This window comes from Albibacterium bauzanense (assembly GCF_004339765.1).
Taxonomy (GTDB): Bacteria; Bacteroidota; Bacteroidia; order Sphingobacteriales; family Sphingobacteriaceae; genus Albibacterium; species Albibacterium bauzanense.
Map to the genome: position 1 here is coordinate 1150949 of NZ_SMGO01000002.1, position 25040 is coordinate 1175988.

Annotated in this window: 30 protein-coding genes and 1 riboswitch; of the genes, 4 read left to right on the forward strand and 26 right to left on the reverse strand. The window is 40.0% G+C overall.

All coding sequences use genetic code 11. From position 1 onward, the window contains the following. The 5 genes from C8N28_RS11070 to C8N28_RS11090 all read right to left on the reverse strand — a co-directional run bounded on the left by C8N28_RS11070 (window position 1) and on the right by C8N28_RS11090 (window position 3000). Window positions 1-414 carry a DUF6691 family protein gene (locus tag C8N28_RS11070; RefSeq protein WP_132224781.1) on the reverse strand — a complete coding sequence of 138 codons (414 nt, stop codon included), beginning with the start codon at window positions 412-414 and terminating at the stop codon, window positions 1-3. Window positions 415-416: 2 nt separating this feature from the next. Continuing rightward, complete coding sequence (locus C8N28_RS11075; protein WP_246012803.1) at window positions 417-977, reverse strand: YeeE/YedE family protein; 561 nt, start codon at window positions 975-977, stop codon at window positions 417-419. Between the two features lie 56 nt (window positions 978-1033). Further along, window positions 1034-1492: a methyltransferase family protein gene (locus C8N28_RS11080; protein ID WP_132224783.1), complete on the reverse strand. Its 459-nt coding sequence runs from the start codon at window positions 1490-1492 to the stop codon at window positions 1034-1036. An 11-nt stretch (window positions 1493-1503) separates the two neighbouring features. After that, window positions 1504-2301: a sulfite exporter TauE/SafE family protein gene (locus C8N28_RS11085; RefSeq protein WP_132224785.1), complete on the reverse strand. Its 798-nt coding sequence runs from the start codon at window positions 2299-2301 to the stop codon at window positions 1504-1506. A gap of 66 nt (window positions 2302-2367) precedes the next feature. After that, entirely contained in the window at window positions 2368-3000 is a 633-nt protein-coding gene (locus tag C8N28_RS11090) for a Crp/Fnr family transcriptional regulator (RefSeq protein WP_132224787.1), read from the reverse strand. A gap of 470 nt (window positions 3001-3470) precedes the next feature. On the opposite strand from C8N28_RS11090, the gene C8N28_RS11095 reads away from it, so the two are divergent. Then, window positions 3471-4496, forward strand: coding sequence for an IS110 family RNA-guided transposase (locus C8N28_RS11095; RefSeq protein WP_132224789.1), 1026 nt, complete (start codon window positions 3471-3473; stop codon window positions 4494-4496). On the opposite strand, the gene C8N28_RS11100 is transcribed toward C8N28_RS11095, so the two are convergent. The 16 genes from C8N28_RS11100 to C8N28_RS11170 all read right to left on the reverse strand — a co-directional run bounded on the left by C8N28_RS11100 (window position 4493) and on the right by C8N28_RS11170 (window position 16943). Beyond that, a complete protein-coding gene (locus tag C8N28_RS11100; protein WP_132224791.1) occupies window positions 4493-5620 on the reverse strand; it encodes a sensor histidine kinase in 1128 nt (375 codons plus the stop codon). The genes C8N28_RS11095 and C8N28_RS11100 overlap by 4 nt on opposite strands. Further along, window positions 5617-6291: a response regulator transcription factor gene (locus tag C8N28_RS11105; protein WP_132224793.1), complete on the reverse strand. Its 675-nt coding sequence runs from the start codon at window positions 6289-6291 to the stop codon at window positions 5617-5619. The genes C8N28_RS11100 and C8N28_RS11105 overlap by 4 nt, the downstream gene beginning before the upstream one ends. A 137-nt stretch (window positions 6292-6428) precedes the next feature. Continuing rightward, a complete protein-coding gene (locus C8N28_RS11110) occupies window positions 6429-6872 on the reverse strand; it encodes a universal stress protein (protein WP_132224795.1) in 444 nt (147 codons plus the stop codon). Window positions 6873-6884: 12 nt separating this feature from the next. Continuing rightward, window positions 6885-7259: a fluoride efflux transporter CrcB gene (gene crcB, locus C8N28_RS11115; RefSeq protein WP_132224797.1), complete on the reverse strand. Its 375-nt coding sequence runs from the start codon at window positions 7257-7259 to the stop codon at window positions 6885-6887. 3 nt (window positions 7260-7262) lie between these two features. After that, window positions 7263-7631, reverse strand: a complete 369-nt coding sequence (locus tag C8N28_RS11120; RefSeq protein ID WP_165870322.1) for a DUF190 domain-containing protein — start codon at window positions 7629-7631, stop codon at window positions 7263-7265. Then, entirely contained in the window at window positions 7624-9042 is a 1419-nt protein-coding gene (locus C8N28_RS11125; protein WP_132224800.1) for a voltage-gated chloride channel family protein, read from the reverse strand. Before C8N28_RS11125 ends, C8N28_RS11120 begins: the two co-directional genes overlap by 8 nt. A gap of 112 nt (window positions 9043-9154) precedes the next feature. After that, a complete protein-coding gene (eno, locus tag C8N28_RS11130; RefSeq protein ID WP_132224802.1) occupies window positions 9155-10432 on the reverse strand; it encodes a phosphopyruvate hydratase in 1278 nt (425 codons plus the stop codon). 12 nt (window positions 10433-10444) lie between these two features. Next, window positions 10445-10888, reverse strand: coding sequence for a hypothetical protein (locus tag C8N28_RS11135; protein ID WP_132224804.1), 444 nt, complete (start codon window positions 10886-10888; stop codon window positions 10445-10447). A 5-nt stretch (window positions 10889-10893) separates the two neighbouring features. Further along, window positions 10894-11076, reverse strand: coding sequence for a metallophosphoesterase family protein (locus C8N28_RS13925; RefSeq protein WP_262708404.1), 183 nt, complete (start codon window positions 11074-11076; stop codon window positions 10894-10896). Then, window positions 11073-11807, reverse strand: a complete 735-nt coding sequence (locus tag C8N28_RS11145; protein WP_132224806.1) for a phosphatase PAP2 family protein — start codon at window positions 11805-11807, stop codon at window positions 11073-11075. The genes C8N28_RS13925 and C8N28_RS11145 overlap by 4 nt, the downstream gene beginning before the upstream one ends. Window positions 11808-11852: 45 nt before the next feature. After that, a riboswitch (Fluoride riboswitch) is annotated at window positions 11853-11915 on the reverse strand. A 265-nt stretch (window positions 11916-12180) separates the two neighbouring features. Next, on the reverse strand, window positions 12181-12726 hold the full coding sequence (locus C8N28_RS11150; protein ID WP_165870323.1) for an efflux RND transporter periplasmic adaptor subunit: 546 nt from the start codon (window positions 12724-12726) through the stop codon (window positions 12181-12183). 20 nt (window positions 12727-12746) lie between these two features. Continuing rightward, window positions 12747-12896 carry a hypothetical protein gene (locus C8N28_RS13805; protein WP_165870324.1) on the reverse strand — a complete coding sequence of 50 codons (150 nt, stop codon included), beginning with the start codon at window positions 12894-12896 and terminating at the stop codon, window positions 12747-12749. A 187-nt stretch (window positions 12897-13083) separates the two neighbouring features. Beyond that, window positions 13084-13296: a hypothetical protein gene (locus C8N28_RS11155; protein ID WP_132224810.1), complete on the reverse strand. Its 213-nt coding sequence runs from the start codon at window positions 13294-13296 to the stop codon at window positions 13084-13086. A gap of 11 nt (window positions 13297-13307) precedes the next feature. Then, complete coding sequence (locus C8N28_RS11160) at window positions 13308-13559, reverse strand: TolC family protein (protein ID WP_165870325.1); 252 nt, start codon at window positions 13557-13559, stop codon at window positions 13308-13310. 59 nt (window positions 13560-13618) lie between these two features. Further along, window positions 13619-16084 carry a TonB-dependent receptor domain-containing protein gene (locus tag C8N28_RS11165; RefSeq protein ID WP_132224814.1) on the reverse strand — a complete coding sequence of 822 codons (2466 nt, stop codon included), beginning with the start codon at window positions 16082-16084 and terminating at the stop codon, window positions 13619-13621. Between the two features lie 106 nt (window positions 16085-16190). Next, entirely contained in the window at window positions 16191-16943 is a 753-nt protein-coding gene (locus tag C8N28_RS11170; RefSeq protein ID WP_246012804.1) for an AraC family transcriptional regulator, read from the reverse strand. 233 nt (window positions 16944-17176) lie between these two features. Here C8N28_RS11170 and C8N28_RS11175 point away from each other — a divergent pair, with 233 nt between their 5' ends. Genes C8N28_RS11175 through C8N28_RS11185 form a run of 3 tightly spaced genes read left to right on the forward strand, consistent with a single transcriptional unit; the run spans window position 17177 to window position 18606 of the window. Next, window positions 17177-17608 (forward strand): DoxX family protein, encoded by a 432-nt coding sequence (locus C8N28_RS11175; protein WP_132224818.1) that lies wholly within the window; start codon window positions 17177-17179, stop codon window positions 17606-17608. Beyond that, complete coding sequence (locus C8N28_RS11180; RefSeq protein WP_132224820.1) at window positions 17605-18342, forward strand: hemerythrin domain-containing protein; 738 nt, start codon at window positions 17605-17607, stop codon at window positions 18340-18342. Before C8N28_RS11175 ends, C8N28_RS11180 begins: the two co-directional genes overlap by 4 nt. Before the next feature lie 54 nt (window positions 18343-18396). Next, window positions 18397-18606, forward strand: coding sequence for a hypothetical protein (locus C8N28_RS11185; RefSeq protein WP_221410221.1), 210 nt, complete (start codon window positions 18397-18399; stop codon window positions 18604-18606). Between the two features lie 39 nt (window positions 18607-18645). Here the strand turns inward: C8N28_RS11185 and C8N28_RS11190 are convergent, their stop codons facing one another. From C8N28_RS11190 to C8N28_RS11210, 5 genes are read right to left on the reverse strand one after another with little or no spacing between them, the layout of a single operon-like run. Further along, on the reverse strand, window positions 18646-18864 hold the full coding sequence (locus C8N28_RS11190; protein WP_132224824.1) for a hypothetical protein: 219 nt from the start codon (window positions 18862-18864) through the stop codon (window positions 18646-18648). A gap of 56 nt (window positions 18865-18920) precedes the next feature. Then, window positions 18921-19412 carry a DUF305 domain-containing protein gene (locus tag C8N28_RS11195; RefSeq protein WP_132224826.1) on the reverse strand — a complete coding sequence of 164 codons (492 nt, stop codon included), beginning with the start codon at window positions 19410-19412 and terminating at the stop codon, window positions 18921-18923. Between the two features lie 47 nt (window positions 19413-19459). Beyond that, window positions 19460-19696 (reverse strand): hypothetical protein, encoded by a 237-nt coding sequence (locus C8N28_RS11200; RefSeq protein WP_132224828.1) that lies wholly within the window; start codon window positions 19694-19696, stop codon window positions 19460-19462. A 22-nt stretch (window positions 19697-19718) separates the two neighbouring features. Continuing rightward, window positions 19719-22265, reverse strand: coding sequence for a heavy metal translocating P-type ATPase (locus C8N28_RS11205; protein ID WP_132224830.1), 2547 nt, complete (start codon window positions 22263-22265; stop codon window positions 19719-19721). 11 nt (window positions 22266-22276) lie between these two features. Continuing rightward, window positions 22277-25039 carry a multicopper oxidase domain-containing protein gene (locus C8N28_RS11210; RefSeq protein WP_185140141.1) on the reverse strand — a complete coding sequence of 921 codons (2763 nt, stop codon included), beginning with the start codon at window positions 25037-25039 and terminating at the stop codon, window positions 22277-22279. Window position 25040: the final 1 nt, after the last annotated feature.

Consider the following 25040-nt stretch of genomic DNA (forward strand, 5'->3'; position numbering starts at 1 on the left):
TCAATGTGGTAATTTATTTTTAATCAGTCCGTACAGGTAAGTACCTGTAACAGCACCGAAAGCTACAATAACCATTCCGAGATAACCATAGCCAATGTTGACGAAAATAGGCCCTGGACATGCACCTGTAAGCGCCCAGCCCAAACCAAAAATTGTCCCGCCGATCAGATACTTCTTCCAGGCCATATCCTTATCCTGAAATTTGATCACCTCGCCGCTAAGATCCTTTAAATGGAATTTCTTAATCAGGTAAACCGCGATCACGCCCAGGGTGACGGCCGTACCAATGATCCCGAACATATGGAAGGATTGGAAGCGGAACATCTCCTGTATCCTGAACCAGGAAATGGCCTCGGACTTTGCCATCACAATACCGAACAAAATTCCGGTGAGTATATATTTTAAAAACTTCATGGCTAAAAAATTAAAGGAAATAAAAGATGGGTCATGGCAAGTCCGCCGATAAAAAAACCGATTACCGCAATCAGCGAGGGCACCTGGAGGTTGGAAAGGCCACTGATCGCATGGCCGGATGTGCATCCGCCAGCATATCGTGATCCGAAACCCACCATCACGCCTCCAAACAGCAACAAAAACACGACTTTTGGAGAAGTAAGTGAACTAATTGAAAAAAGCTTTTCCGGGTTCAATCCGCCATCAAAAGCAATACCTAGCCCAGCAAGATCGCTGATGGTTGAAGCTGAAAGCTGTAGCGGCTGATCACTTTTAAGTAAAGTGGCGGATATAAATCCACCTATAACAGCGCCAACTAAAAAAAGCAGGTTCCATCGCTGGGCTTTCCAGTCGAAAACGAAAAATTTCACTTTTTTGCCTGCGCCGGCCATACTGCATATGGTACGCAGGTTTGACGAGAATCCGAACGATTTCCCGAAATACAGCAGAACCACCATAATAAGGGCGATAATTGCGCCCGAGGTATACCAGGGCCAAGGTTGTTTAATGAGTTCTAACATCATTTTTAATTTATACAAAAATATGCATCCAGATCCGCCTTCTTTGTGACTAAAGTCACCTACAAAAAAGGAAAGAATCTTCCCGTTCTGCTTTTATAAGCCGGATATTCAGCAAATTTTTCCAGTAAAAGCCCTTCCTCATAACGGGACTTGAAATAAAATAGCACGACTAACAACACGGAAACAACCAGTCTGGATAAACTGTCTGAGAACAGGGAATAACAAAAAATAAAGACAATGATACCTGTGTAGATGGGATGCCGCATGTACCTATACAGACCTGTTTGTATCAGGGTGCCATTTTTGGTTGGGGACGGGAACGGCGTAAGGTTACTTTTGAGTTGCAGGATGGCCACCAAGGATATGAGTACCCCCGAAATTGCGGGAATCAGCGCAAGTTTGCGATAAGACTCGGCAATGCCGATCTTAACCAGCGGCGGCATTAAAATAAAAGCTACCAGTAAACAGAGCTGGGTGGCTACATATATCAGGTCTTTTCCTCTGCTGTGTTCAAACATTTATCAGTCAGCTATTTAAGAAATAATTCTTTGGTAAGAATATACAAAGCCATCAGCAGCACAAACCATCCGAATCCTTTTTTAAGCCTGGCTCCAGGTATTTTTTTGTTGATCTGTCCTCCAATAATTATCCCTGCAATTGCGATACCAGTAATTTTTAAAAGGAAAAACCAGTTGATGGCAAAATGCCCCAGATCACCGGTAAAACCAATCAATGAATTCAGCGCAATAATCAAAAGCGAAGTGCCTACCGCCTCCTTCATGGGCAAGCCAACCAGCAGCACCAGGGTTGGGATCAGCAGAAATCCGCCGCCCGCACCCAATAGTCCGGTGGCGATTCCAATTGCCACCCCATAAAACAAAAGGGTGAACAGACCAGCGGGTTTAGCTGGGACATGTTCCTTTCCCAACGAATCGTTGTCCCTGATCATTGCAACAGCTGCTGCCAGCATCAGGATGGCAAAAAGCACCATAGTCATGATGTTTTCGGTAACCTCAAAACTGCCGATGTAAAATAGGTGTTTTGGAATTGACGGTATGAGGAATTTTCTGGTTAAAAAGACGGTACTTATTGACGCGGCGCCGAACATCAAAGCTGTTTTTACTTTCACAAAACCATTACTAAAATTCTGGAAGGCTCCGACTAGACTCGTTGAACCTACTATAAAAAGGGAATAGGAAGTAGCCAGTAAAGGGCTGACGCCGAAAAGATACACCATCACCGGGACGGTCAAGATTGATCCCCCTCCGCCGATAAGGCCGAGGGAAACACCGATTAACGCACTGGCAAGGTATGCAAAGATTTCCATGGTGTGATTTCTCAGACAAAGATGCAGTCATTAAAGCCATGGAATGGTGACCTAAGTCACACAGGGCTATTTTAGATACTCGATAAAATTGCGGTGAAGCACCACCTCGCCCCGCTGTTCCATTTTTTTGAGCAACCTTGAAATCACCTCCCTGGAAGAATTCAGGTCGGTGGCAATTTCATTGTGTGTAATGACGAGTTCCCTTGTCCCTAGATCCCGATACTGTTTATCCAGATAGAATTCCAGGCGTTCATCCATACCCTTGAATGCGATGTGGTCGATCACCACCAGTAGTTCCTCAAAGCGCATCCGGTAGGTTTCCATCACAAAATAGTACCAGGTCTTGTACTCCTTCATCAGCGTGTCCATCAGCGCAATGGGAATCATCAGCACCTTTGTGTCGTCCACCGCCATGGCCATCACCTGGCTTGTTTCCTGCTTTGTCGCACAGATCATCGACAGCGCACAGGCATTGCCCGGCTGAAGGTAATACATAAAAAATTCTTTACCTTCTTCCCCTTCCCTGTAAAGTTTTACCATCCCCTCAACGATCAGCACAGTTGAACGCATGTTTTGTCCGGTTTGCATAAGCATGTCCCCAGCATTAAACTTTTTAATGACGGCATTTTCAGCCAGCACCTTTTTAAGTTCTGGTTCAAAATTCGGGAAGAGGGTTTGGAGGAAATCGTTTGGAGTCATGGGTAAAAAGTTGAGATTTCTGTAAAGATAACGAAGAAATACGAATGCTCGTTATGCGCCGTTTGCCTTAGTTAACAATGATTTAAAAAGGAAACTGAAAACTAATTTTAGTGGGGGGTGTTATAGCCATATTAAACGATTCGATATCACTTGGATATGAGCCAAAATGTAGAAGGGCAAATCGAACGTATTTAATATCAGTACGTCCGGCATATGCAGACACTAAAAGATTAATAACAATCGTTAGTTTGAAACTTTAAAAATGAAATACAAGAAATAACATAATGTCGTGAGGTATTATCTTGGCATAAACAGCTCCATCTGCTGCCCTAACTTTATTAAAACATTAGGCAGAACCTATTTTTCATATTAAGGACAGCAGATTCATTGAGTTAAAGCCAGAGAGTATTTAGGGTAGAACCCATTAGCACGATGTTAGCCACTCAATACGGAGCATAAAACAAAAGTTTATGCAAGTATATGGAATTGATTTATCAAAGGACAAGTTCGATGTGAACTTCCTGGATGTAAACGAAAAAGAAAAGAAGAAAACAGTGAAAAACGGAATATCAGCTATATCGGTTTTTTTATCGGCTGTACCAAAAGACAGTATTTTATGTGCAGAGAATACCGGATCTTATGGGGATCTGCTGGTCTTTCTGTGCAACCAGCTTAACATTTCCATTGCTCTGGTTCCGGGCTATAATGTTAAGCATAGTCTTGGTCTTGTAAAAGGCAAATCAGATGAAGTAGATGCTGGCCGATTGCGTGAGTACGGCGAACGTTTCTTTGATAAACTATCTTTCAAAACCTATCAAAGTGAACAAATGAGCGAGCTGCGTCAGCTTTACAGCCTGCGTTCGCAACTGGTAAAGAGCGTTAAGGTGTTAAAGACAGGTGAACATGGCCGGTCTGTTATGCCAATGCAGAGTATAGCGGCAAATAGGTGCCTGCAAGCCTCTGTGGCTGGTATTGAAGAGCATATCAGAGGAGTTGAGCAGGAAATGCTAAGCATCATAGAAAGCTATGCTGAACTTCAACAGACTTATAAATTGGCCGTAAGTGTGAAAGGTATAGGGCCTGTTATTGCCACCGATTTAATCATCAAGACGGGCAACTTCCAGGACATCGATACTGCAGGTAAAGCGGCCTCTTATGCCGGTGTTTGTCCTTTTCCAAACAGCTCGGGAAAAATGGTACTGAAAACGAAAATAAGCCCGTTTGGGGATAAGAAACTTAAGAGCTTGCTTTATATGGGGGCAAAGTCAGCAGTCAAGCACAACAAAGAATACAAGCTGTATTATCAAAAGAAACAACTAGAAGGTAAACCTCATTATTTAATTATGAACAATGTATCAAACAAATTGCTAAGAACAATTTATAGTGTGGTAAAAAGCAGAATACCATACACACAAGACCATATATGTCTTGACCCAAGAGAGAGAAATTTAACCGGCTCCGAAAAAAAAGTGGCCCAAAAACTTGTAATTAATTAGAGTATATCGTTAATTAAGGCATTGTTGGCTGAGGTATTGCAAACTTCCAAACTATTATCAATTAACACAATAGTGACTGTACCATTTTCTTTATTATGACTAATTGCATTTAGCAACAAATTATTGATTAGAATCTCAGTAAGTCCTTTATTTGCGATAATATATAATTTGGTGGTCTGCTTATCAAAGACGATATTAATGTTTTTAGCCAAAGCTTGCTCCTTAAAATAAGGGATTACTTGTTGGAAAATGGTTGAAATATCAATACGTTCGGTATCGCTAAACTGCTTGTTTTCTATTTTGCTTAACAACAGTAGGTTTTTGTTGATTCGTGATAAACGACCTGAAACTTGATATAAGGACTGGATAATTTCGCTTTGTTCTGTATTTAAAGAAGTATTTTGTAACAAAAGATCCAGCTTGTTTCTAAAAATAGCAAGTGGGTTTTGCAATTCATGCGAAGCATTTTCTGTGAATTCTTTTTGTATCTGATAAGCTTTTACAATATCATTAATCAGTTTACTCACGGCGGAATTCAGTTTTTCAAATTCTATGATATTGACTTTCTCAAAAACAGGGACTTGCTGATGTTGTAAATTAAATTTCTCTATTTTTTGCAAGGTGTCATAAAAGGGATGCCATAATTTACTAGAAATTAGTCGGGTTATATAAAAATTGGCTAAAAGCAAAAGAAATAATGTACCAAGATATAACCAAGTTAGGGTGAGCATTAAGTCTTGCGATTCTACCAAGTTAAGCCTAATCATCAATACAAATGGCTTACCTTGTACTTGAATGTTTTTGTATAACACATGGTAAGGCTCCCATTCGGGCACCATTTCATCATAAAATATTTGCAGTATAATTTGGTCTTTTGATGCAGTTACAGTATCTGCTAAAATGCGGGTATCTCTATTAAACTTATTCCAAACAGAAATCTCCTCAATTTTCAAATCAGGTAGATTTTTTTTAAAGAATTCATCTCTACGTAGAAGAACAGCTTCATTTACATCGTCTAAGTAGAGCTTTTCTATTAAAAAATAAAAGCATGGTCCACTCAATATCAAAACCCCCGAAGACAAAATCAGGTAATAAAGAAGCGTTTTGTTTAAAAGCTTTTTCATACCTGAAACTTGTAACCGACTCCATAAACTGTTTTGATATAATTATTGCAACCTGCCTCTGTTAATTTTTTTTTAAGATTTTTAGCATGGGCATAAACAAAATCAATATTATCCATCATATCAGCCATATCGCCAGAAAGATGCTCGGCAATAGCGTTTTTAGAAACGACCATATCTTTGCTTCCAACCAAAAAAAGCAAGAGGTCAAATTCTTTTCTTGTCAGCAATACTTCTTTGCCTTTTACCTTAACTACTTTAAATTGCAAATTAATTTCTAGCTCATTATAATACATTAGGTTTTTACTATCGAATTTTTTTCGACGAACTACTGAGTAGATGCGGGCATTCAGTTCTGACAGGTGGAACGGCTTGGCGAGATAGTCATCAGCACCAATATTTAAACCTTTAATTTTATCTTCTAAAGAACCATTGGCAGATATAATGATGACCCCATCCTGTTTATTCAATGCTCTGATTTTTTCTAGAACCTTCAATCCGTTACCATCTGGCAACATCAAATCCAAAAGAATGCAGTCATAATCATGGGTAACAATTTTATCAATAGCAATGTTCAGTGTATCGGCAAATTCACAGACGTATTTTTCAGTTTGCATATAACTGGCAATACTTTCCCTGATTTCTTCTTCGTCTTCTATAATGAGGATTTTCATACCTGTAAATTCGCACTTAATTTTGCATTAATTTAGATGTCTATTGAAGTTACTCATTTTATATCCATCATGACTTCTATGTACATTTTATGCTTTGATATCGAAGCTACTTAACAATTAATATTACCATTCTTCGATTAATGTTCCTTATCCATTGGTACAACAACTACAGGCACCTTGGAATCCCTTAGAATCCCTTCTGCGACACTGCCCATCAACAATCGGTTCAGCCCCTTACGTCCATGTGTTCCGGCAACGATCAATGAAGCTTCCCATTCCCTTGCAAGGTCAAGAATGGTCTCCTTTACTTCTCCTTCGGGGGTAAACAGCTCGACCTCTATGCCAGTTGCGTAATCCCGAACCATATGGTTAAGAAAATCTTCCATATGCTTTTTCATTTCAAAAGCTGCATGTTCCGGGAAAACTCCGGCATCTACATTTCCAATGGCAAGCGCCCCGTCGATAACTCCGATCATGGCAACTTTTGCTTTCAATTTCCCAGCAAGGTAAAAACCATATTTAGCGGCTTTTAATGAGGACGGGCTATCATCAGCCACGATTAAAATTCTTTCAGTCTTCATAATTATATCATTTTATAAATTTCTTGCAGCAAGTATACCTCCGTATGTCGCTATAAATCCCAGGGCCAGACTTCCAAGGGTATACAGTAACATGGTAAAAATTTGATAGTCACTCATTAGCTGCACATTTTCAAAAGAAAAAGAGGAAAAGGTCGTATAGCCCCCACAAAAGCCGGTGACCAGAAACAAGCGCCAGTTCAAAGAACTCGCACCAAACTTTTCAGTATAAAAAACCAGAAACCCAATCAGAAAACAGCCTGTAATGTTAACCATAAAAGTACCGTAGGGAAAGGCTGAAGTGATAAGTCCAGTCATCCAGCGATTAACTATGAACCTAAAGAGGCTTCCAAGTCCACCTCCGAAAAATATGATCAATAATACCCACATAGCTTATGATTTGATTTCCCAAAATTCAACTAGCTTAAAAACAATCATCTTTCCTCGCAGCAATTCTGCATGTTTCTGGCAAAACGCCTCAAGTTTTTGCCGTTGATCGATAAGTTCTATACACACAGCCAAATCCTGATTACCCAGTTCCACATGCATAGTATTTATTTTTCCATGCATTGAATAGCCATGATGTGTTTGATAAACAGAAGCGTTCATCAATTGATCTTCTTTTGCATATTTAACCAGTTCCTTGTACAACTGTCTTGATCTTAAGCTATTTATAATGCTGGTAGCTTGTACTTTTTCCTTCGGCTTTACGTAAATTTGAAGCTTTCCTAAAGCTTGCTCTACAATTGGATTTTCAGTCATTTTTTTTCTTTCTAAATGGTAAACTATATTTTCGTAATTTTTGATGCAGGTAACCTCTTCGATGCAGTGCCTCCGACAAGGATGTTTCATCTGCAAAATTTCCATCAAAAATTTTGGGTATCCCAATTCGTTGAGCACTATAAATACCCGAATGTCCGCTAAAAAAATAGGCTGTAAAACAGGCCACGGCAAACAAGAGCGCATGCTCGCCTCCAAATAACTCTATGCCCATAAAAGTACAGGCAAGAGGAGTGTTGGTCGACCCTGAAAATACCGCAATAAAACCGAGTGCTGCGAACAGGCCAACCGGTGCATTTAGCAACGATGATAATGTATTTCCTAAGGTAGCACCAATATAAAATAGTGGAGTTACCTCACCACCCTTAAATCCTGTGGCAAGTGTAATAGAAGTGTATACCGTTTTCCAAAGCCAGCTCCAGGTGTCTGATCCACCAGAATGAAAGGCCGAGGGAAGGGTTACAGCACCAGGGTATTCCGCATCTACACCAAGACTTAAATAATCAGGTTTTCCATTAATAAATGTGAGTCCTATAATGAAAAGACCACCAAAAACTGGTATCATCCATTTGGACTTAAATACTTTGAGGCAGATACTTTTTATTTCATGTACCATTCCCGCAAATAAGTAGCTGGCCAGGCCAAAGGCTGCTGACGCGATGATCACTTTTCCAAGTAACAGAATATCCATATGCAGGAAATCATTAAAGATATAGGGCGTTTTTGGGAGTGCAGCAATGTGATAATGGGTATGGGAAACGTGCCAAGCTGAGACTGTCATGTCGGCGAGAACAGCTGCTATTAATGCAGGGATTAAGGCATCATATTGTATTCTGCCTATGGTCAATACTTCCATTGCAAAGATGGCTCCTGTTACGGGGGTACCGAATACTGCGCCAAAACCAGCAGCAACTCCGGCGGTAAGGATCATGCGCATATCTAATCCTTTTAATTTAAACCATCCTCCGAACATAGCGGCAATACTACCGCCTATTTGGACAGCAGTTCCTTCACGCCCAGCCGAGCCGCCAAATAAATGGGTAATGACCGTGGTGAGCAGAATGATTGGAGCCATTCTTTTAGGCACACCACCACCTTCCTGGTGAATTTGTTCCATGATCAGGTTATTTCCTTTTTCTGACGATTTACCAACGGACTGATAGATGAAATGAATGACTACCCCTGCGACTGGCAATAAATAAAGTAACCACTTATGGTCAAAACGAAAATGGATAGCCCCGGTTAATAACCATAAAAAAAGGGCAACCATACTGCCAATTGCAATAGCAATTGGAACCACTAAAATTGTCCAGCGGCAAAGGTGCTTGATAATAGCAAAATGCTCTTTCAGAGATATGCTGCTATTATCTTTATTTGTGTTCAAGGTGCTCATTATTTATTCAAGGTTGGTTTTATTTCATCTTTACGGATTTCAATTACCGCTTTAACTATCTCTGGGGAATTTTCCCCAGGATCAATATCATTCCATGGATGTGCCGTGCCTATCATCTTTTAAATGTTTTAAATCCCGCAAATGATCCGGCAGTTCCTAATTCTTCTTCAATTCGTAATAGCTGATTGAATTTTGATATGCGTTCTGAACGGCAGCCGCTTCCTGTTTTGATATGACCGGCATTGGTTGCTACCACCAGGTCGGCAATGGTGGTATCTTCTGTTTCCCCGCTTCGGTGTGAAATGAAACAATTGTAATTGTTATCATTGGCTAATTGTACAGCTTCCAGGGTTTCTGTGATGGTACCGATTTGGTTTAATTTGATGAGCACACTATTTCCTATTCCTTTTTTGATACCGTCGGCGATTATTTTAGGATTGGTACAAAAAATGTCGTCACCAACCAGTTCAACCTTTTTGCCAAGGGCAGCAGTCATCTCTTTCCAGCCATGCCAGTCGTTTTCACCAAGGCCATCCTCAAGCAATACGATAGGATATTGTTTAATCCATTTATCCCACATCATGATCATTTCCTCGGTATTAATGGACTTCTGACTGCTTTTATAAAAGATATACTTCCCGTCCTGCCACATTTCACTGGTAGCAGGATCCAGACAAATCGAGATATCATCTCCAGGCGCATACCCAGCTTTGTGAATGGCTTCCAAAATGATTTCCATAGCCTCTTCATTGGATTTGAGGTTGGGTGCAAAACCGCCTTCATCGCCGACACCTGTATAGTATCCTTTACTTTTTAAGAGCGTTTTTAGGGTATGAAATACTTCTTCACCCATGCGGATACTTTCCTTAAAAGAGGGTGCATGATGTGGTGCTATCATAAATTCCTGGAAATCGACATTGTTGTCTGCGTGCCTTCCCCCGTTGATCACGTTCATACATGGTACAGGCATGATATATTTTTCTCTGTCCACTAGTTGCCTGTATAAAGGAATATTCTTGCTTACTGACATTGTACGTGAAAAAGCTATTGATAAAGCCAGGATCGCATTGGCACCGAGCCGTGATTTATTTTCTGTACTGTCAAGTTCAATCAGCCAGTTGTCTAAGCTCTTCTGGTCATTGAAATCCAAACTTATTATGGCGTTGGCGATTTCTTTATTAATTCCTGCAACGGCTTTTTCTACACCTTTTCCACCATAGCGCTTCGGATCTTCATCGCGTAGTTCAACGGCTTCTTTTTCTCCTGTGCTTGCGCCCGAAGGCGAAATGCCTCTTCCTCTTGAACCATCTTCAAATTCTAACTCTGCTTCCACTGTAGGATTGCCCCTGGAATCCAGTATCTCTCTACCAATTATTTTTTTTATTTTCATAGATTTTTTAAATTAATTATTATCCTGATTAGAACTTATGTGCATTAAATCACTCGCTAAATCGGTGAGCGAATTGGCATAGCTTTCGTATTCCTGGCGCATGCCTTCATCAATTTCCCCATAGCCCTTTAAACGGTCAAATGTTACGCCTGAAATTTCTTCCCATAAAAATGCGGCTTTGACGGTTAGCGTTTTTTTTAGCGAACTTTCTGTGGACGTGAGCCCATAGGCTTTTGCAAATTCAAGCGTATTCTTGCGAATAACGGCCAGCTTATTGACGAATATGTTTTTTTCCTGTGTTGTAAGGTCGTTCTCAATTTTTAACTGTCGGTTATTGTCTATTGGCATGGAACAGAGACAGAGTAAAGCTTCGATTTCCTGCAACTTTTCTTCAATGACCGTTGCTAATGATTGGAGTGATTTGTGTTGGGGTTCTTTTAAATCTTTAGTGGCCATGTGAATTATTTTGCTTGAAATAGGAGTTGTATATATATCCGGGATTGAACTTTCTTTGATGCCTTAATGGTACGATCCAGATCGCCAAGGCAATAAATCTCATCTGGCTGATGTTTTGCAATGTCTTCAAATACTGCTTCTAATGCTGGAAGATTGCCATGTATATCACTGAATAATGCAATTTTCATAAGATAGCATGCTTTAAATTCACAAAAATAGTGCAAATGGCAGCTGTCCTTAAACTGGCAATAACTAGTCCTTGTGCCCACTCTGTTCTTTTGTAATACCACTTATAGATCAGGTGCCGGAACATGTCAAAGAATAACAAAAAGCTTATTATGCCAATTAGGGAGCCTGCCAGTATATCAGCTAAATAACTCCAGCCAACATATATTCTTGTATACATGAAAATAATTGATAACAGAGCCATCGATACTAATAAGGATCGTTTTAAGCTAAACAAGGCAGCAACAGCAAAAAATAATGCGCTGATGACAGCTGCATGTGAAGAGGGTAGATTTAACTCTGGTTGCAAAACAGGAGCGAGTACATGTGCCTGAATAGGCTTGAATACCATTGAAGGGCTATGCCAGGATTGGAAAAAATTATATTTAATGGCAATACTGATGTACCAAGCTGTAAAGGCTGTGGCTAAGGCAAGTAAAGTTTCCTTTGGATATTTTCGTGCACCTATTAGCACGAAAACAGCGGTTAGGATCAAACTACTACTCAACTCAGTCAGCCACATAGCAGGGCGATCAAGCAAAGCTATATTCAAGCCATTTAGTAAAAGAAATGCTTTGGAATTTCTGTGGAGCAACAAAAAAAAAGTACCCGCGGTTAGAAAAAACGCTAAAGGAAAGAGAAACCAGCGGGTATGATAGAGTATCTGTTTAAGAAACTTTAGATAAATAGCCATCTACAATAGTCTTATTAACCATATAGACCATTCTATATGGAGATTAATATTGTAGGCGCCATCAGCTATTGCGGTTTTTAAAAGGAAGACACCATTTCCCTACTCAAATATATAAAAAGTTATTTAGCTAGCAACTAATTCCATTTTTATAATCAAAAACACGTTAACCATCCACCGATAACACTGTAAGCGTTGTCTTTTTGCAGAATGCGTTGCTGGAATTAATTGATAAATAAAACCAATAAATTAAGCCACTACGTAAGAGGTTTCCTTAAGAAGCTTTTTGAAAGCCAAAAATTTTCCACTTTTCTGCTCATTTAATTTTTACCCGTAAATATCTATTATGGTATATATTGATTAATATTCACAAACTCTATTTGATCATCCTCCAATACCCATCAGACCCCGGTTTTCTTTCATCTGTTGCTCTAACCACCAAAGTATCTCCATTATTAAGATCTCCAAAGATTTCAATTCCTTTTTCCGTACTCATTCCCTGTCTGACGTCTACCCATTCTGTTTTTCCATTTTTAACAGCTATTACAAACTTCCTTTCCTGGTTGGTGGCAATTGCACTTGGTGCGACAACAAATGAGGGTATGCCTCTTTGCAGATTAAGTTTTACATAAGCAAAGCTTCCAGCTTTCAATTCATTATCCGGATTTATAAAACGATATTCCCAGGTTTCTGTCCTGTTCTTGGGGTCTATAGCATCACTTTTCCTCACCAATTGTGCGCCAAAACTTTTGTTGGGATTACTCTGAACTCTAAATTTTACTTCTTTATCGGCAGTTCCAGCCGATACATACAATTCCGGGACGGCCACCCTTAACCTTAGTGTGTTTGTGTTTTGAACGGTAAATATTGGGGCGGTTTGTCCAACCAAAGCTCCCCGGTCAGCGTTTCTGGCCGTAACCACGCCGTTAAAAGGGGCGGTGATTACCAGGTAGCCGCTCCTTCCCTGTAGGATTTTGCCAGGCTTTTTGCGCTTTCATAAGCAGCACTGCCGGCTAATTTTTGGTTTCGGCTTTTTTCCAGATCTACAGGAGCAACTATACCTGCCGATTTTGCCTGTGATGCTTTATACAACCGTTCATAAACATCTTTACTTGACTGAAATCTGGATTGGGCGGAAGAAAGTGCGGATTGATATTCTGCGGATTTCGTTCTTACTTCCGGTGCATCGATAATTGCAAAGGTTTGCCCTTTGCGTACCTTATCGCCAATATCGTTATCGGATGCCTGAGTGCTGTTATAATAAGTTTCATGCTGTTTTTTAACAATTAAAAAATAAATTCAAATCTCCTTTTGCAACACTGATTTCAAGCAACGAACGCTGTAAGATCAATTGTGCGCCCGCATTGTTTATTTCGGCTTGCTGTAGTTCATACTGGGATTGCGCCAAGCGTGTAAAATCCACCAATCCCGCCTCATAACTAAGTTTTAAACTGTTAAAAGCATCCGAAGCACTTTTCAGGCGTTCACCCATCTTTTTAGTTACTACCACGTTCGATTGGTATTACTGTATCGCTTGTCAATCTGTTTATTCAGATCCAACTCAATTTGAGTTACGCGGTATTCATCCGCTTTTAGCAGTTGCTCATATTGCTTTTTCCTGGCATTTAGCTGATGAAATTGAAGCAGAGGGAAACTTAACTGGATGCCGACGCCCATGTTGTTTCGAGTAAGGTTAAACCCTTCCGATTTATTAATATTTCCTATTGCATCAATTCCTGAGCCTCTGCCATACACATTTCCCCAGATATCCAGTTTGGGCCGCCATGAAAATTTATTGATATACTCTAATCAATTTAAAACTCTTTATCGCCGAATTCACTATTTGGAAGCTTTGATTTTCCAGTTAACTTATTCAAATTAAAGCTAAAGTTTAGTAAAAATACATCCGTTTCATAAATGTAGTTGGTGGTCGTATAAAAATCTCTTCCACTGGTGGTTATCCGCTGACGATTAGATTGATTCATGCCAAGATCGATATTCTGCCATTGTAATGTAGCAGAGAAACGTCCAGCCATAAATGTTTTCTTCAAGGATGCATTTGGTATCAGGAACCTTGAATCTTCTCCTTGTGCGGTTGGCCGGTTAGATAAGTAATTGAGGTTTCCCTGCAAACTCCAGGTTGGAGTGAGTTTAAAATTGGTATTTCCGTTTATGGAATAAACCCAGGCATCATTGCTGATTACCGAGTTTTTACCCAAAATGTTTAAATCGCCATCAATCTTATAATTATAAACATTCACACCCAGGTACAGGCTCCACCATTTTACAGGCTGTAAATTAGTACCGGCCTCAATACCAAAGGTATGAGCCCTTTCAGCATTTGTGAATACCCTATTTAAAATGGTATCTGCGTACACACTATTTACCCGTTGAATTGGGTTTTTAATATTTTGATAATACAGAGTTGTAAAGAATGAGCCTTTATTAAATGTTCTGATCAATCCCAATTCGGCCAAATCTATAAAGGATGGCAAAAGATCGGGGTCGCCCTGCTCCAGTGTTTCAGAGTGCTCTCTTTCCGGGATGGGGTTCAACTCATAGTTGTTCGTTCGCTGGATCCTCCTGCTATAGCCGGCCTTGCCTTTCAAGCCATCAGAAAAATTGTATAATAAATTCAGCGATGGAAACAAGTTTGAAAGATTTAATTTATGCGGAACAGGGTCGTAGGAAAGATCTACTGTTCGCGCAGCGTATTCATAACGCAAACCGCCAATGTATTCTAGCTTATTCACCTTACCGGAATACTGGCTATAAACAGAATTGATCTGGTTTTTTGCTTTTGCGGTTCCCCTGAACCTGTCCGCATCAGGCTGCGATGTCGCTGGGGTTACAAAATAATCGAATTGACCGTCCTGCGTATCGTATCTAAACTGGTAACCACTTTCCAGCTTGCCCTCGCCAATGTTTACGACATAATCCAGTTTAAAACGATACCCGTTAATTGGATTTTTGTAGGGATTGTAAACATACTGTATGGTATCTGCCGTATTTGGATACTTGAGGTTACGGTTTTTTGTGTTCCCGAAAAGATCAGCATTTTCATACAGAACGGAAGCAGTTAAACTTGACTTATTGGCAAACGTGTGTGTGTAATCGAAATTCCCCAAAGTAAAGTTACCTTCTTTGGTCTGTAAATTTGAATTATAGTAAGTCGTACTTTTTATTAAGGAACCGGTAGATAAGTCAGAGGTAGTATTATTATAAAGCAGATCTGCCAATCGGGCCTGATAGCGTTTTCCGCTAAAAAAACCTATGGAGAATGAATTATTTTTGTCAGCCGAATAAATCGCAGAAAGCCTCCCCGCATAGTTATATTTGTCAAAACTTCTTTCCCCATTCGAAGGAAAACGAGTTATCGTATTGTTATTAAAATTCTTTGTAAATACATCACCTTCGCGGTAACCTGCGTTATCATTTCTGGTATAATTGCCTCCAACCGAAATATCCCATTTACCTTTCCTGTAATTCAGGGTTACATCGCCTCCAAAACGCTTTGGCTGTTCTTTATTATCATAATCTGTTGTACTTGGTAAGCCCGCCTGTGCATTTGCAGACAAAGTAAATCCGTCATTAGCGCCTTTTTTGGTAACAATGTTGATAATACCCGCCTTCCCGTCGGGATCATATTTAGCAGATGGAGAAGTGATCAGCTCTATGTTTTCCAGACTGTTTGCGGGCAATTGGCTTAAAACTGTTTGCGCATCTGTTAATACAGGTTTACCATTTACCAGAACCAGAAAACCTGTGGATCCTCTGACACTGATCTGTCCTTCGCCATTTACAGAAACTGATGGAAGGTTCTTTAATACATCTATAGCTGATCCACCTTTTGCACTCTCAAACTGATCAGCCCGGTAAGACTGTTTATCAATTTTATTTAATGCATTTATTTTTTCGCCGGTTATAGTTACCTGGTTAAGCAGTTCCGATCCGGGATTCAGGGATATGCTGCCAACATTTACATTTTTAGAAAGCGCCAGGTTTATCACTGGCGAATATTTATTTTCATACCCGATAAATACATATTTTAGAATATAAGATCCGGGCTGTAGTTTTAAAAATTCAAAAGAACCATTGCTTTTGGTAATCGTACCAGCAATAACTGTTGAGTCGCTTTTCAATAGTGCAACACTGGCATACTCAATGGGTTGATTATCTTGTTGATCCTTTAGTATGCCTTTGATAGAAGAATTCTGAGCTAACGTTACTTTTATTAAAAATAATAAAAAAGTGAGTACAATTGTTTTTTGGAAATTCATGGAAGTTTAAGTATAATTAATATAACCGGTGCAATTTTAGCTATTTGAAAACAAAAAAAAACAGTAAAAAAAACTGTTTTGCGGCATATTTGAAAATAATGTGGTACTAAAGTGAATTTAGCCTGTAATATTGAGGAGTGATGCCCGTAAACCGCTTAAAATATTTATTAAAATGCGATGGATCATTAAAGCTTAATATAAATGCAATCTCTGCTACAGTATTGTCGGTATAGATTAATAAACGCTTTGCCTCATTAATAATAAATTCTGATAAAATAGTTGAAGCTGACGTATCCATTTCTTTTTTGCAGGCCAGATTTAAATTTTGAGGCGAGGTATTAAGCTTTTCGGCATAATAGGCTACGCTATTTTTTATCGTTTTTTCATAGCTAAGCATCTCACGAAAATTATGGCAGAGGCCTTTTTCAATTATTCTACTATTTGTGTGGGGGTTTTTTCCTTCCTTTAAAATTTTGGCCAGTAAAGCTTTAAGTAACCCTTCGACAAGTACCTTAGAAGAACTGCCTTCTAAGGTATCTTCATCAATAAATATTTCAAATAACTTGTTAATCGAATCGGTTTGTTTAAGATGTAGTATTGCAGTCTTACTTAACTGATAGAGTAATGATTTTATTTCTTTATCTATACTTTGATCAATTAACTTTTTCTTGATAATGACAACATAGCCTTCGGGTTCTGAAGCCAGTTCCCAGTAGTGGATCTGTTCTTTACGTACAAAAAAAACACTTTGAGGAACAACCTCATAACGTTGGGAATCTATATAGTGATAGCCGCTGCCTTTCGAAAGAAAAATAATCTCAAAGTAGCTGTTATGCTTATGTGGTTTTGTAACTCTCACCTCCTTTTTAAAAGAGGACACTTTTAGAACTTTATCTTCCTTTATTTTGTTCTTAATAACAATTGAACTGCTCATCAAATATATTTCGGGTTAAACAATAGATTTTATTTTTGAGACTTAAATGTGTGTGTTAAGTTTAATTGCTATTTCTAAATACCATACATATTGCAAATATACCATTGGTTTGACTTAATACGGTGTAGCTTTATGAGTGCTTGTTAATCATTCGGATCATGAAAGATATTTTTAAAACCTCAGCTACTTTTATCGTGGCATTGCGGATACTCGTTGGCCTGATATTCTTTTTTGAAGGTATTCAGAAATTTATTAGGCCGGAAGAAGTTGGTTTAGGAAGATTTGCCAAAATAGGATTTGAAAATCCTGAATTTTGGGCGCACTTTACCGGGATTTTTGAAATTTTTTGTGGTCTTCTTGTTTTATTGGGATTAGTAATGCGGATTGCAATTATCCCGTTGATCGTCATTATGGCCGTTGCATTTATCGAAACAAAATGGCCAATACTAATTGAACAAGGATTTTGGCCCTTTGCCCACGAATACCGAACAGATCTTTTAATGACGGTTCTTCTGATCTATCTGCTTGTTTATGGAGCAGGTATTAATTCTTTAGACTATAAAATCTACAAATCAAAATATCAGCTATGAAAACAACAGAAAATGATTTTTTGGAAGATGGAAATTTCGACAGACGTAACTTCCTTGACAAGAGCCTAAAGATTGCTGCAATTACCAGCATTGGCGGAATATCCCTTTTTTCAGGATGTAAAGGCAAGGAAGAAGAGCAGGAAGGGGAAGAAAAAGAAGTGTCCCCACCAGAAGATCTGATGCAGGAACATGGACTGTTAAACCGGGTGCTGCTCATTTATGATACTTGTAGAATGCATCTGACAGACAAAAGTTCATTTCCAAAAGAAGCCTTATATAATTCGGCAAATATTATTAGAACATTTGTAGAGGATTATCATGAAAAACAGGAAGAGAATTATCTTTTCCCACGATTTAAAAAAACCAATCAGTTAGTAGATCTGGTGCAGACTTTACTTATTCAACATAATGCCGGACGTACAATTACCAGTCAGATCATGCAGTTAGGCAAAATACAAAATTTATCGGCAGGCGAACATCAAAAATTAATACAGTTGCTCAGTGATTTCAATACGATGTACCGCCCCCATGAAGCAAGAGAAGACACGATATTATTCCCTGCGTTTCGGAAAATAGTCTCAAAGCATGAATACGATTCTTTAGGTGAAGAATTTGAGAAGAATGAACACAAGCTTTTTGGAGAAGACGGCTTTGAAACTATGGTCAATAAGGTAGCAGATATAGAAAAGCAATTAGGTATTTACGAACTGACCCAGTTTACACCAAAAGTATAGACAAGAACCACACTCCTCATTGTTAAAAAAATAATTTACTAAATAAACAATATCATGGCAAACACAAGTAGTAATCCTCTTGAACACACTGCTAACATAAAGAAAGAGTTATCAGCACTTACCGAGCAGTTACGTCAGGACATATTAAAGGTTAATGACCCGGCAGCCAAGGCATTGTTCGAAGTTTCTGCTGAAGTTATTATCGGGATCCAAAAAGCTTTTACCGATTATGAAGAGAAGAATGAAAGTGCCTGGAAAAACTAAATCTTTAATAAAATAAATGCCCGATTTCTTACCAAACAGCTATTTAATATAAGTAGTGATTTTTCTCTCAGGAGTTATTGCATATTTAATTTCCACATTGTCTGGTGGCGGGAATTCTTTGTTACTTGTTCCTATAATTAATTTTTTGATTGGCGGCAAAGCTACTGCTCCTGTTATTAATAATATACCGCTCGCCAACGCCAAAATGATATGCTGCGCCAATCTCAGTTTAAAACGTGACATCTGTTTTAATTTCATAGTCAGAGATTGCTGATTCTTGAAGGTGGCATCATGTTGTTCAACGTTTCCGCTTATTATTTCAGCCTTTCCAAATAAGCTTTCATCAGGGCGATTTCTTCCTCCTGTGATTTAATAATCTGCTCTGATAGTTTCTTTACTTCGGGATCTTTGATGGTGGCATTTTTGCTTGTCATGATAGCGGATGAGTGATGAGGTATCATGCCTTTCATATATTGGATATCTCCAACAAATGTCTGCTGCCTTAAAAAGGTCAAAACAGCAATAAATACAACAACTGCTGATGCTAAAATTATCTTGTTCAATCTTTTATTTGGATACATCTTGCCCATCATCGGCAGCATAAATACCGCCATTGCAGAAACCATGAGAATTGACATGTAAGTCCTTGTAATACTCAAATAAATATGGTTTGCCTCATCGACATTCAGGAACATAATTCCATACATCAGGATGAAGGATATGGCCAGCATTAGAAGGAATTTTTTATATGGACTGCCGCCGTGTTCCATTGTTACGTGTTGATTGTTTTGATTTTCGTTTTTCATGTTTAAAGTTTTAAATTAATTTGTTTATTACTTATGACAGATGATATCTACCAACCTTGTTCTTTATAAAATTGTTCAATTGCATCGCCAATTAAATTGACAGTTAACTGGTCGAGGTCTCCGTCAACTGAGCTCCATGAATTATCACCGTTATTTAATATGGCTACTATTTTTCCATCCAATTCTATCTCAAAAGTTTCATCTTTATGATGCACCTTTAGGTGTGTCGTCTGATCGATACGATTTAATGTCACCGAGATTCTAAAATTACTATCGTCTTTCATTTATATATATTTGATTTTTTATTTAATCCAGCTTCGCACTTCTTAACCTTAACGAGTTAAGGATAACGGATACCGAGCTAAAACTCATGGCTAGGGCCGCGATCATTGGCGAAAGCAGGACGCCAAAAAACGGGTATAAAATGCCCGCTGCAATAGGGATTCCCAAAACATTATAGCCCAAGGCAAAAAACAAATTCCCCTTAATGTTCCCCATTACTTTGTGGCTTAGAAGTCTTGCTTTGGCAATCCCGTTCAGATCACCTTTCACTAAGGTAATCGCTGAACTTTCAATGGCCACATCGGTTCCGGTTCCCATTGCAATGCCAATATCTGCCTGCGACAATGCCGGGGCGTCGTTAATACCGTCGCCAGCCATTGCTACTTTTTTCCCTTCAGCCTGCAAATGTTTTATCTCTTTCAATTTATCTTCCGGCAGCATCTGGGCCTTATATCCATCGAGGTTCAATGTTTCGCTTACCGCTTTTGCTGTGTCCTCGTTATCACCCGTAAACATGATCACCTGTAGACCTTCTTTCTGCAATTTTTGGATGGCTTCCTTGCTCGATTCCTTAATTTTATCGGAGATCACCACAAAACCAATGGCAGATTTTCCTATAGCCAAATAAGAGACTGTTTTGCCTTGTTTTTGCTCTGCTTTTACCTGCTTTTCCAAATCAGGGTTAATTTTTGCCTTGACCTGTTCCATTAACTTTTCGTTTCCAAGGGCGAGGTTTTCTTTTCCAAGCACCCCGATAACACCCTTCCCTGTAATGGCTTCAAAATTGGAAACAGGCTGGACATCTATCTTTTTTTCTTCGCCATAACGCAGCGTAGCCTGCGCCAATGGATGTTCGCTACTGCCATTTAATGATATGATCCTTTGAAGGATATCATTTTCGGTAAGACCGGCATCAGTACTAATGACTTTTTCAACCGAAGGCTTTCCTTCGGTCACCGTTCCTGTTTTATCGATGATAACCACATCAATTGCATTCATTTTTTCAAGGGACTCTGCATTTTTGATGAGTATGCCGGATTTTGCGCCCTTCCCGACACCAACCATGACCGACATGGGTGTGGCAAGGCCAAGCGCACAGGGACAGGCAATAATGAGCACCGCTATTGCATTTACAAAACCATAGACATATGAAGGTTCGGGGCCATAGACCGCCCAGATAATGAAAGTTACGGTAGAGATCAACACCACGACGGGCACAAAATAGCTGGAGATTTTATCGGCCAGTTTTTGAATGGGCGCTTTCGAGCGGCTGGCAGAATTGACCATTTCAATGATCTGCGACAGCAGGGTTTCTGAACCAACTTTTTCTGCAAGCATGGTAAACGTTTTATTGCCGTTTATGGTTCCGGAACTTATCTTGTCACCTGGCTTTTTATCAACCGGAATGGGTTCTCCGGAAATCATGGATTCATCGATTGTTACCTCACCTACTTTGATACTTCCATCCACGGGTACTTTTTCACCGGGCTTAACGCGCAGCAGGTCGCCCTTCTGAATATCATCGATGGAAACGGACGTTTCCTTTTCCCCTACAATTTTTGTGGCAGTATTTGGTGCCAGTTTCAATAGTTCCTTAATGGCACTATTAGTCTTTCCATGTGCACGGGCTTCTAAAAGCTGCCCGAGCAGTACAAGTGTAAGGATTACCGTAGCTGCCTCAAAATACACATAGACGGTTCCTGAATGGGTCTTGAACTGATCTGGGAAAATGCCTGGAAATAATAAGGCCAGTATACTGAAAAGCCAAGCAACCCCTGCACCGATACCGATCAAGGTAAACATATTCAGGTTCCAGGTGATAACCGAACGCCATGCACGCTCAAAAAACATCCAAGTGGAATAAAACACCACCGGAATAGAAAAAGCAAACTGAACCCAGTTCCAATATCTAAGATCCATCAGTTTAAACAGGGGATTACTAGGGATCATCTCCGACATAGAAATAATAAAAATAGGAACCGTAAAAACAGTGGCTATTTTAAACTTGCGCAGTAATTGTTTATACGTTTTATCTTCCTCTTCAACATCTGCACTTATCGGTATCAGATCCATTCCGCATATCGGACAGGCACCCGGCTTGTCACGGATAATTTCTGGATGCATAGGACAAGTGTATTTGGCGGATTTTCTTAAAGACGGTTGCTTAATAAGATCCATTCCGCAGACCGGACAATTGCCAGGTTTATCATAGGTTTTGTCGCCTTCACAGTGCATAGGACAATAATATTTTCCCCCGCTATCTTTCGGTAATGGTTCTGCTATTGTTCCATGATGATGGGGGGCATTAGGATGAGCATCATGAGACTTTGTCCGCTGATGGTTATGCTCATCCGCATGATGATGGCCTGACATCTCAATGGTGTAATTTCCAGTAGCCGACAATGCTTCCTGCAACTTTTCTGTTGGTATATGCTTTTCCATTGTAGCAGTTGCCTCAGGTGGTTCAAGCGTGACTACCGCAGAAATCCCTTTTACTTTATTCAGTGCCTGTTCAACTTTAGTCCGGCAGCCGTCGCAGCTCATTCCGGTTACTCTATAAGTATGTTTCATGTGCTATCAATTTAATAGGTAATTGTAATCCCTCCTCCGTAGCCCATATCACTGTCATAGTGTGTGGACAGAGAGAAGTACTTGGTAACAATATATCTGAACCCTGCCATGTATTCTTTATCGGTATTAGCCATAAAATTCATCCTTAACCTACTGGTTAGCGGAATATCCTCCCGCATGAGCTGAAAGCGCAGCTTGCCCTTACTATCTAGTCGTGCTTCGGCAGTGACCAGCATCGGAAGGATATATTGAACCCCTATAACCGCAGCCTTCCGGTTCTTTTGGTTGCTGACTTGTCCAAATAGATTATTTTCCCTTTCATTGTTCATACTGTTGTAGTGGTAATCAAAACCTATAAAGGGAAACAGCCATTGCATCCTGCCGATATATCGTCCGAAATAAGTTTCGCTTTCATTGCCATGATGTGCCTTTAAGCCAAGTCGCCACTCTGTCGAAAAGCGGTAACGGGTATTGGCCATCATAAATTCACCATCGCTTCCGTTGCTCTCCAGACCAATTGTGGCCATTGGATGATATGCCCTGTCATCAGAATTTAATCCCCGCTTAGCTACTTTTGTGTCCGTGATATCAGTTTTGTCGATCAGCGTATCCTGATAACTAAACACCCTGCCCATGCCGCTCATCATGTGGTATAGGATATGGCAGTGGAAAAACCAGTCACCTCCCTGCTCTGTAGCCGCAAATTCAATAGTGTCACGTTCCATCGGCATAATGTCGAGCACATTTTTCATCGGTGCATTTTCTCCCTGCTCGTTTAGCACCCTGAAATCATGTCCATGCAAGTGCATCGGGTGGCGCATCATGCTGTTGTTGAACATGATGATCCGTACATTTTCTCCTTTTTTAATCAGGATCTTATCACTTTCCGAAACGGTCTTATTGTCCAGCGTCCAGACATAGCGGTTCATGTTGCCGGTAAGATCGAACTTCAGTTCTTTCCATGGTCCTTTAGGCAATGTTGTTTTCTTGGGATCACGAAGCATATTGTAATTGAGGGTTACGATATCCGGGTTATCTTCTGCCATATTCATACTTGACATGCTTTGGTCATTTGGCATTTGCATGCCGGGCATATCGGCTTTTTTGTTATCCGCTTTTGCATTTTCCGCACCGGTTATTTCCGGGTACATGACCGTATTCATGTCCATGATTTGATTCTGCATGTTCATACCTTCCATTTCGATCATGTTGCCTTGCATGTCCATCATGTCATTCATCATTTTCATTCCGGCAAAATATTTCAGTTTTGGCAACTTCTTAGCGGGTACTTTTTCCCCTTTACCCAGCCACAGAGAAGCCGATTTGGTACGGTCTTCAGGTGTTACCAAAAATTCGTAACTCTTATTATCAGGAATAGTCACCACTACATCGTATGTTTCAGACACAGCTATAATTAACCTGTCCACCTCTACAGGTTCAACATCATTACCGTCCGTAGCTACTACCGTTATTTTACCGCCAGAATAGGTAAGCCAGAAATAATCTGAAGCACCGGCGTTTGCGATCCTCAGCCTTACCTTATCGCCCGCTTTAAACTGGGGCTGCTCGTTCTGGTTCTTACCATTGATCAGGAAGGCATCATAATAGACATCGCTGACATCCATTGCAGTCATTCGCTTCCACTCATTATTCACTTTGGTTTTGAAATGGCCTGTTTTGATGGCCTCGGCATAACTTTGGGCAGCGCCCTTTTGTATGGCGAACCAATCGGTGGCATTCTTCAGGCTTCGATGTACTTCTTCAGGTTTCATGTCCGTCCATTCGCTCAGCACTACCGGGATGGTTGGTATATCCCATTCCTTTCTTTTGTTCATGATGAACGCGCCGTACATCCCAATCTGTTCCTGCAATTTACTATGGCTATGGTACCAGTGCGTGCCATGCTGAACGATGGGAAACTTATAGATATAGGTACTGTGTGGTTTAATCGGCATTTGTGTAAGAAAGGGGACACCGTCCATTTTGTTAGGTAAGAATAAGCCGTGCCAGTGTAATGAAGTTTCTTCATCCAGATTATTGTGAACGTAGATCAATGCGGTATCACCTTCAGTAAAGGTCAATGTAGGCATGGGAATTTGCCCATTTACCGCAATTGCCCTTTTTGATTTTTTTCCATAGGTTACTGTGGTATCGGCTATGTACAGATCATAGCGGACGGTGCGTGGAGGCGTGTTGCTTGATATGGTTTTTATCTGGCCTAATTGCGCTTTTGCCTTTTTAATATTCTCCATTGTGGCATTGTCATCTCCCATCTGCATTCCCTTCATATCCTCCATATTGTCCGTCTTTTTAGCGTCCTCTTTCATCGGCATATCCATTCCATCGTGCTTAGCAGGAGCTGTCCTGGGAGCTTCCTTTACCAGTTTCATTCCGCATTTGGGACAATTTCCTGGTTTGGCAGCATGGATTTCCGGATGCATCGGGCAGGTATAGGTTAGCGATTGGGCAGGCTTATCCGTGGCTTGCTTCTGAGGAGGCATTTTCATATCTTCCATGCCATCCATCTTTGCGGGAGGGTTTTTTTTGACTGGTGCAGCGTTTTTTGGCTGAACACTTTTTTTCTTTTGAACGACCAGTTTCATTCCGCATTTAGGGCAGTTACCTGGCCCCGTGCTCTGAACTTCAGGATGCATAGGGCAGGTATAAACAACAGACGGCGCTTTTTTCTGCGCAGGTGCAGTATGTCCTTCATGCTGTGCCTGAGCAAATCCATAGGTGCTCATCAGCAATATATATAATACTATTTTTTTCATT

What these genes read in the sequence shown, in the direction of transcription:
- C8N28_RS11185 (WP_221410221.1), top strand. Translation starts at nt 18,397, where the DNA reads ATGGCAAACACAAGTAGTAATCCTCTTGAACACACTGCTAACATAAAG.
- C8N28_RS11100 (WP_132224791.1), bottom strand. Translation starts at nt 5,620, where the DNA reads ATGAAAAAGCTTTTAAACAAAACGCTTCTTTATTACCTGATTTTGTCT.
- C8N28_RS11165 (WP_132224814.1), bottom strand. Translation starts at nt 16,084, where the DNA reads ATGAATTTCCAAAAAACAATTGTACTCACTTTTTTATTATTTTTAATA.
- C8N28_RS11145 (WP_132224806.1), bottom strand. Translation starts at nt 11,807, where the DNA reads ATGGCTATTTATCTAAAGTTTCTTAAACAGATACTCTATCATACCCGC.
- C8N28_RS11110 (WP_132224795.1), bottom strand. Translation starts at nt 6,872, where the DNA reads ATGAAGACTGAAAGAATTTTAATCGTGGCTGATGATAGCCCGTCCTCA.
- C8N28_RS11080 (WP_132224783.1), bottom strand. Translation starts at nt 1,492, where the DNA reads ATGTTTGAACACAGCAGAGGAAAAGACCTGATATATGTAGCCACCCAG.
- C8N28_RS11120 (WP_165870322.1), bottom strand. Translation starts at nt 7,631, where the DNA reads ATGACTGAAAATCCAATTGTAGAGCAAGCTTTAGGAAAGCTTCAAATT.
- C8N28_RS11105 (WP_132224793.1), bottom strand. Translation starts at nt 6,291, where the DNA reads ATGAAAATCCTCATTATAGAAGACGAAGAAGAAATCAGGGAAAGTATT.
- C8N28_RS11190 (WP_132224824.1), bottom strand. Translation starts at nt 18,864, where the DNA reads ATGAAATTAAAACAGATGTCACGTTTTAAACTGAGATTGGCGCAGCAT.
- C8N28_RS11210 (WP_185140141.1), bottom strand. Translation starts at nt 25,039, where the DNA reads ATGAAAAAAATAGTATTATATATATTGCTGATGAGCACCTATGGATTT.
- C8N28_RS11090 (WP_132224787.1), bottom strand. Translation starts at nt 3,000, where the DNA reads ATGACTCCAAACGATTTCCTCCAAACCCTCTTCCCGAATTTTGAACCA.
- eno (WP_132224802.1), bottom strand. Translation starts at nt 10,432, where the DNA reads ATGAAAATAAAAAAAATAATTGGTAGAGAGATACTGGATTCCAGGGGC.
- C8N28_RS11075 (WP_246012803.1), bottom strand. Translation starts at nt 977, where the DNA reads ATGATGTTAGAACTCATTAAACAACCTTGGCCCTGGTATACCTCGGGC.
- C8N28_RS11085 (WP_132224785.1), bottom strand. Translation starts at nt 2,301, where the DNA reads ATGGAAATCTTTGCATACCTTGCCAGTGCGTTAATCGGTGTTTCCCTC.
- C8N28_RS11070 (WP_132224781.1), bottom strand. Translation starts at nt 414, where the DNA reads ATGAAGTTTTTAAAATATATACTCACCGGAATTTTGTTCGGTATTGTG.
- C8N28_RS11205 (WP_132224830.1), bottom strand. Translation starts at nt 22,265, where the DNA reads ATGAAACATACTTATAGAGTAACCGGAATGAGCTGCGACGGCTGCCGG.
- C8N28_RS11200 (WP_132224828.1), bottom strand. Translation starts at nt 19,696, where the DNA reads ATGAAAGACGATAGTAATTTTAGAATCTCGGTGACATTAAATCGTATC.
- C8N28_RS11095 (WP_132224789.1), top strand. Translation starts at nt 3,471, where the DNA reads ATGCAAGTATATGGAATTGATTTATCAAAGGACAAGTTCGATGTGAAC.
- C8N28_RS11125 (WP_132224800.1), bottom strand. Translation starts at nt 9,042, where the DNA reads ATGAGCACCTTGAACACAAATAAAGATAATAGCAGCATATCTCTGAAA.
- C8N28_RS11175 (WP_132224818.1), top strand. Translation starts at nt 17,177, where the DNA reads ATGAAAGATATTTTTAAAACCTCAGCTACTTTTATCGTGGCATTGCGG.
- C8N28_RS11155 (WP_132224810.1), bottom strand. Translation starts at nt 13,296, where the DNA reads ATGGGTGAACGCCTGAAAAGTGCTTCGGATGCTTTTAACAGTTTAAAA.
- C8N28_RS11135 (WP_132224804.1), bottom strand. Translation starts at nt 10,888, where the DNA reads ATGGCCACTAAAGATTTAAAAGAACCCCAACACAAATCACTCCAATCA.
- C8N28_RS13925 (WP_262708404.1), bottom strand. Translation starts at nt 11,076, where the DNA reads ATGAAAATTGCATTATTCAGTGATATACATGGCAATCTTCCAGCATTA.
- C8N28_RS11180 (WP_132224820.1), top strand. Translation starts at nt 17,605, where the DNA reads ATGAAAACAACAGAAAATGATTTTTTGGAAGATGGAAATTTCGACAGA.
- crcB (WP_132224797.1), bottom strand. Translation starts at nt 7,259, where the DNA reads ATGTGGGTATTATTGATCATATTTTTCGGAGGTGGACTTGGAAGCCTC.
- C8N28_RS11195 (WP_132224826.1), bottom strand. Translation starts at nt 19,412, where the DNA reads ATGAAAAACGAAAATCAAAACAATCAACACGTAACAATGGAACACGGC.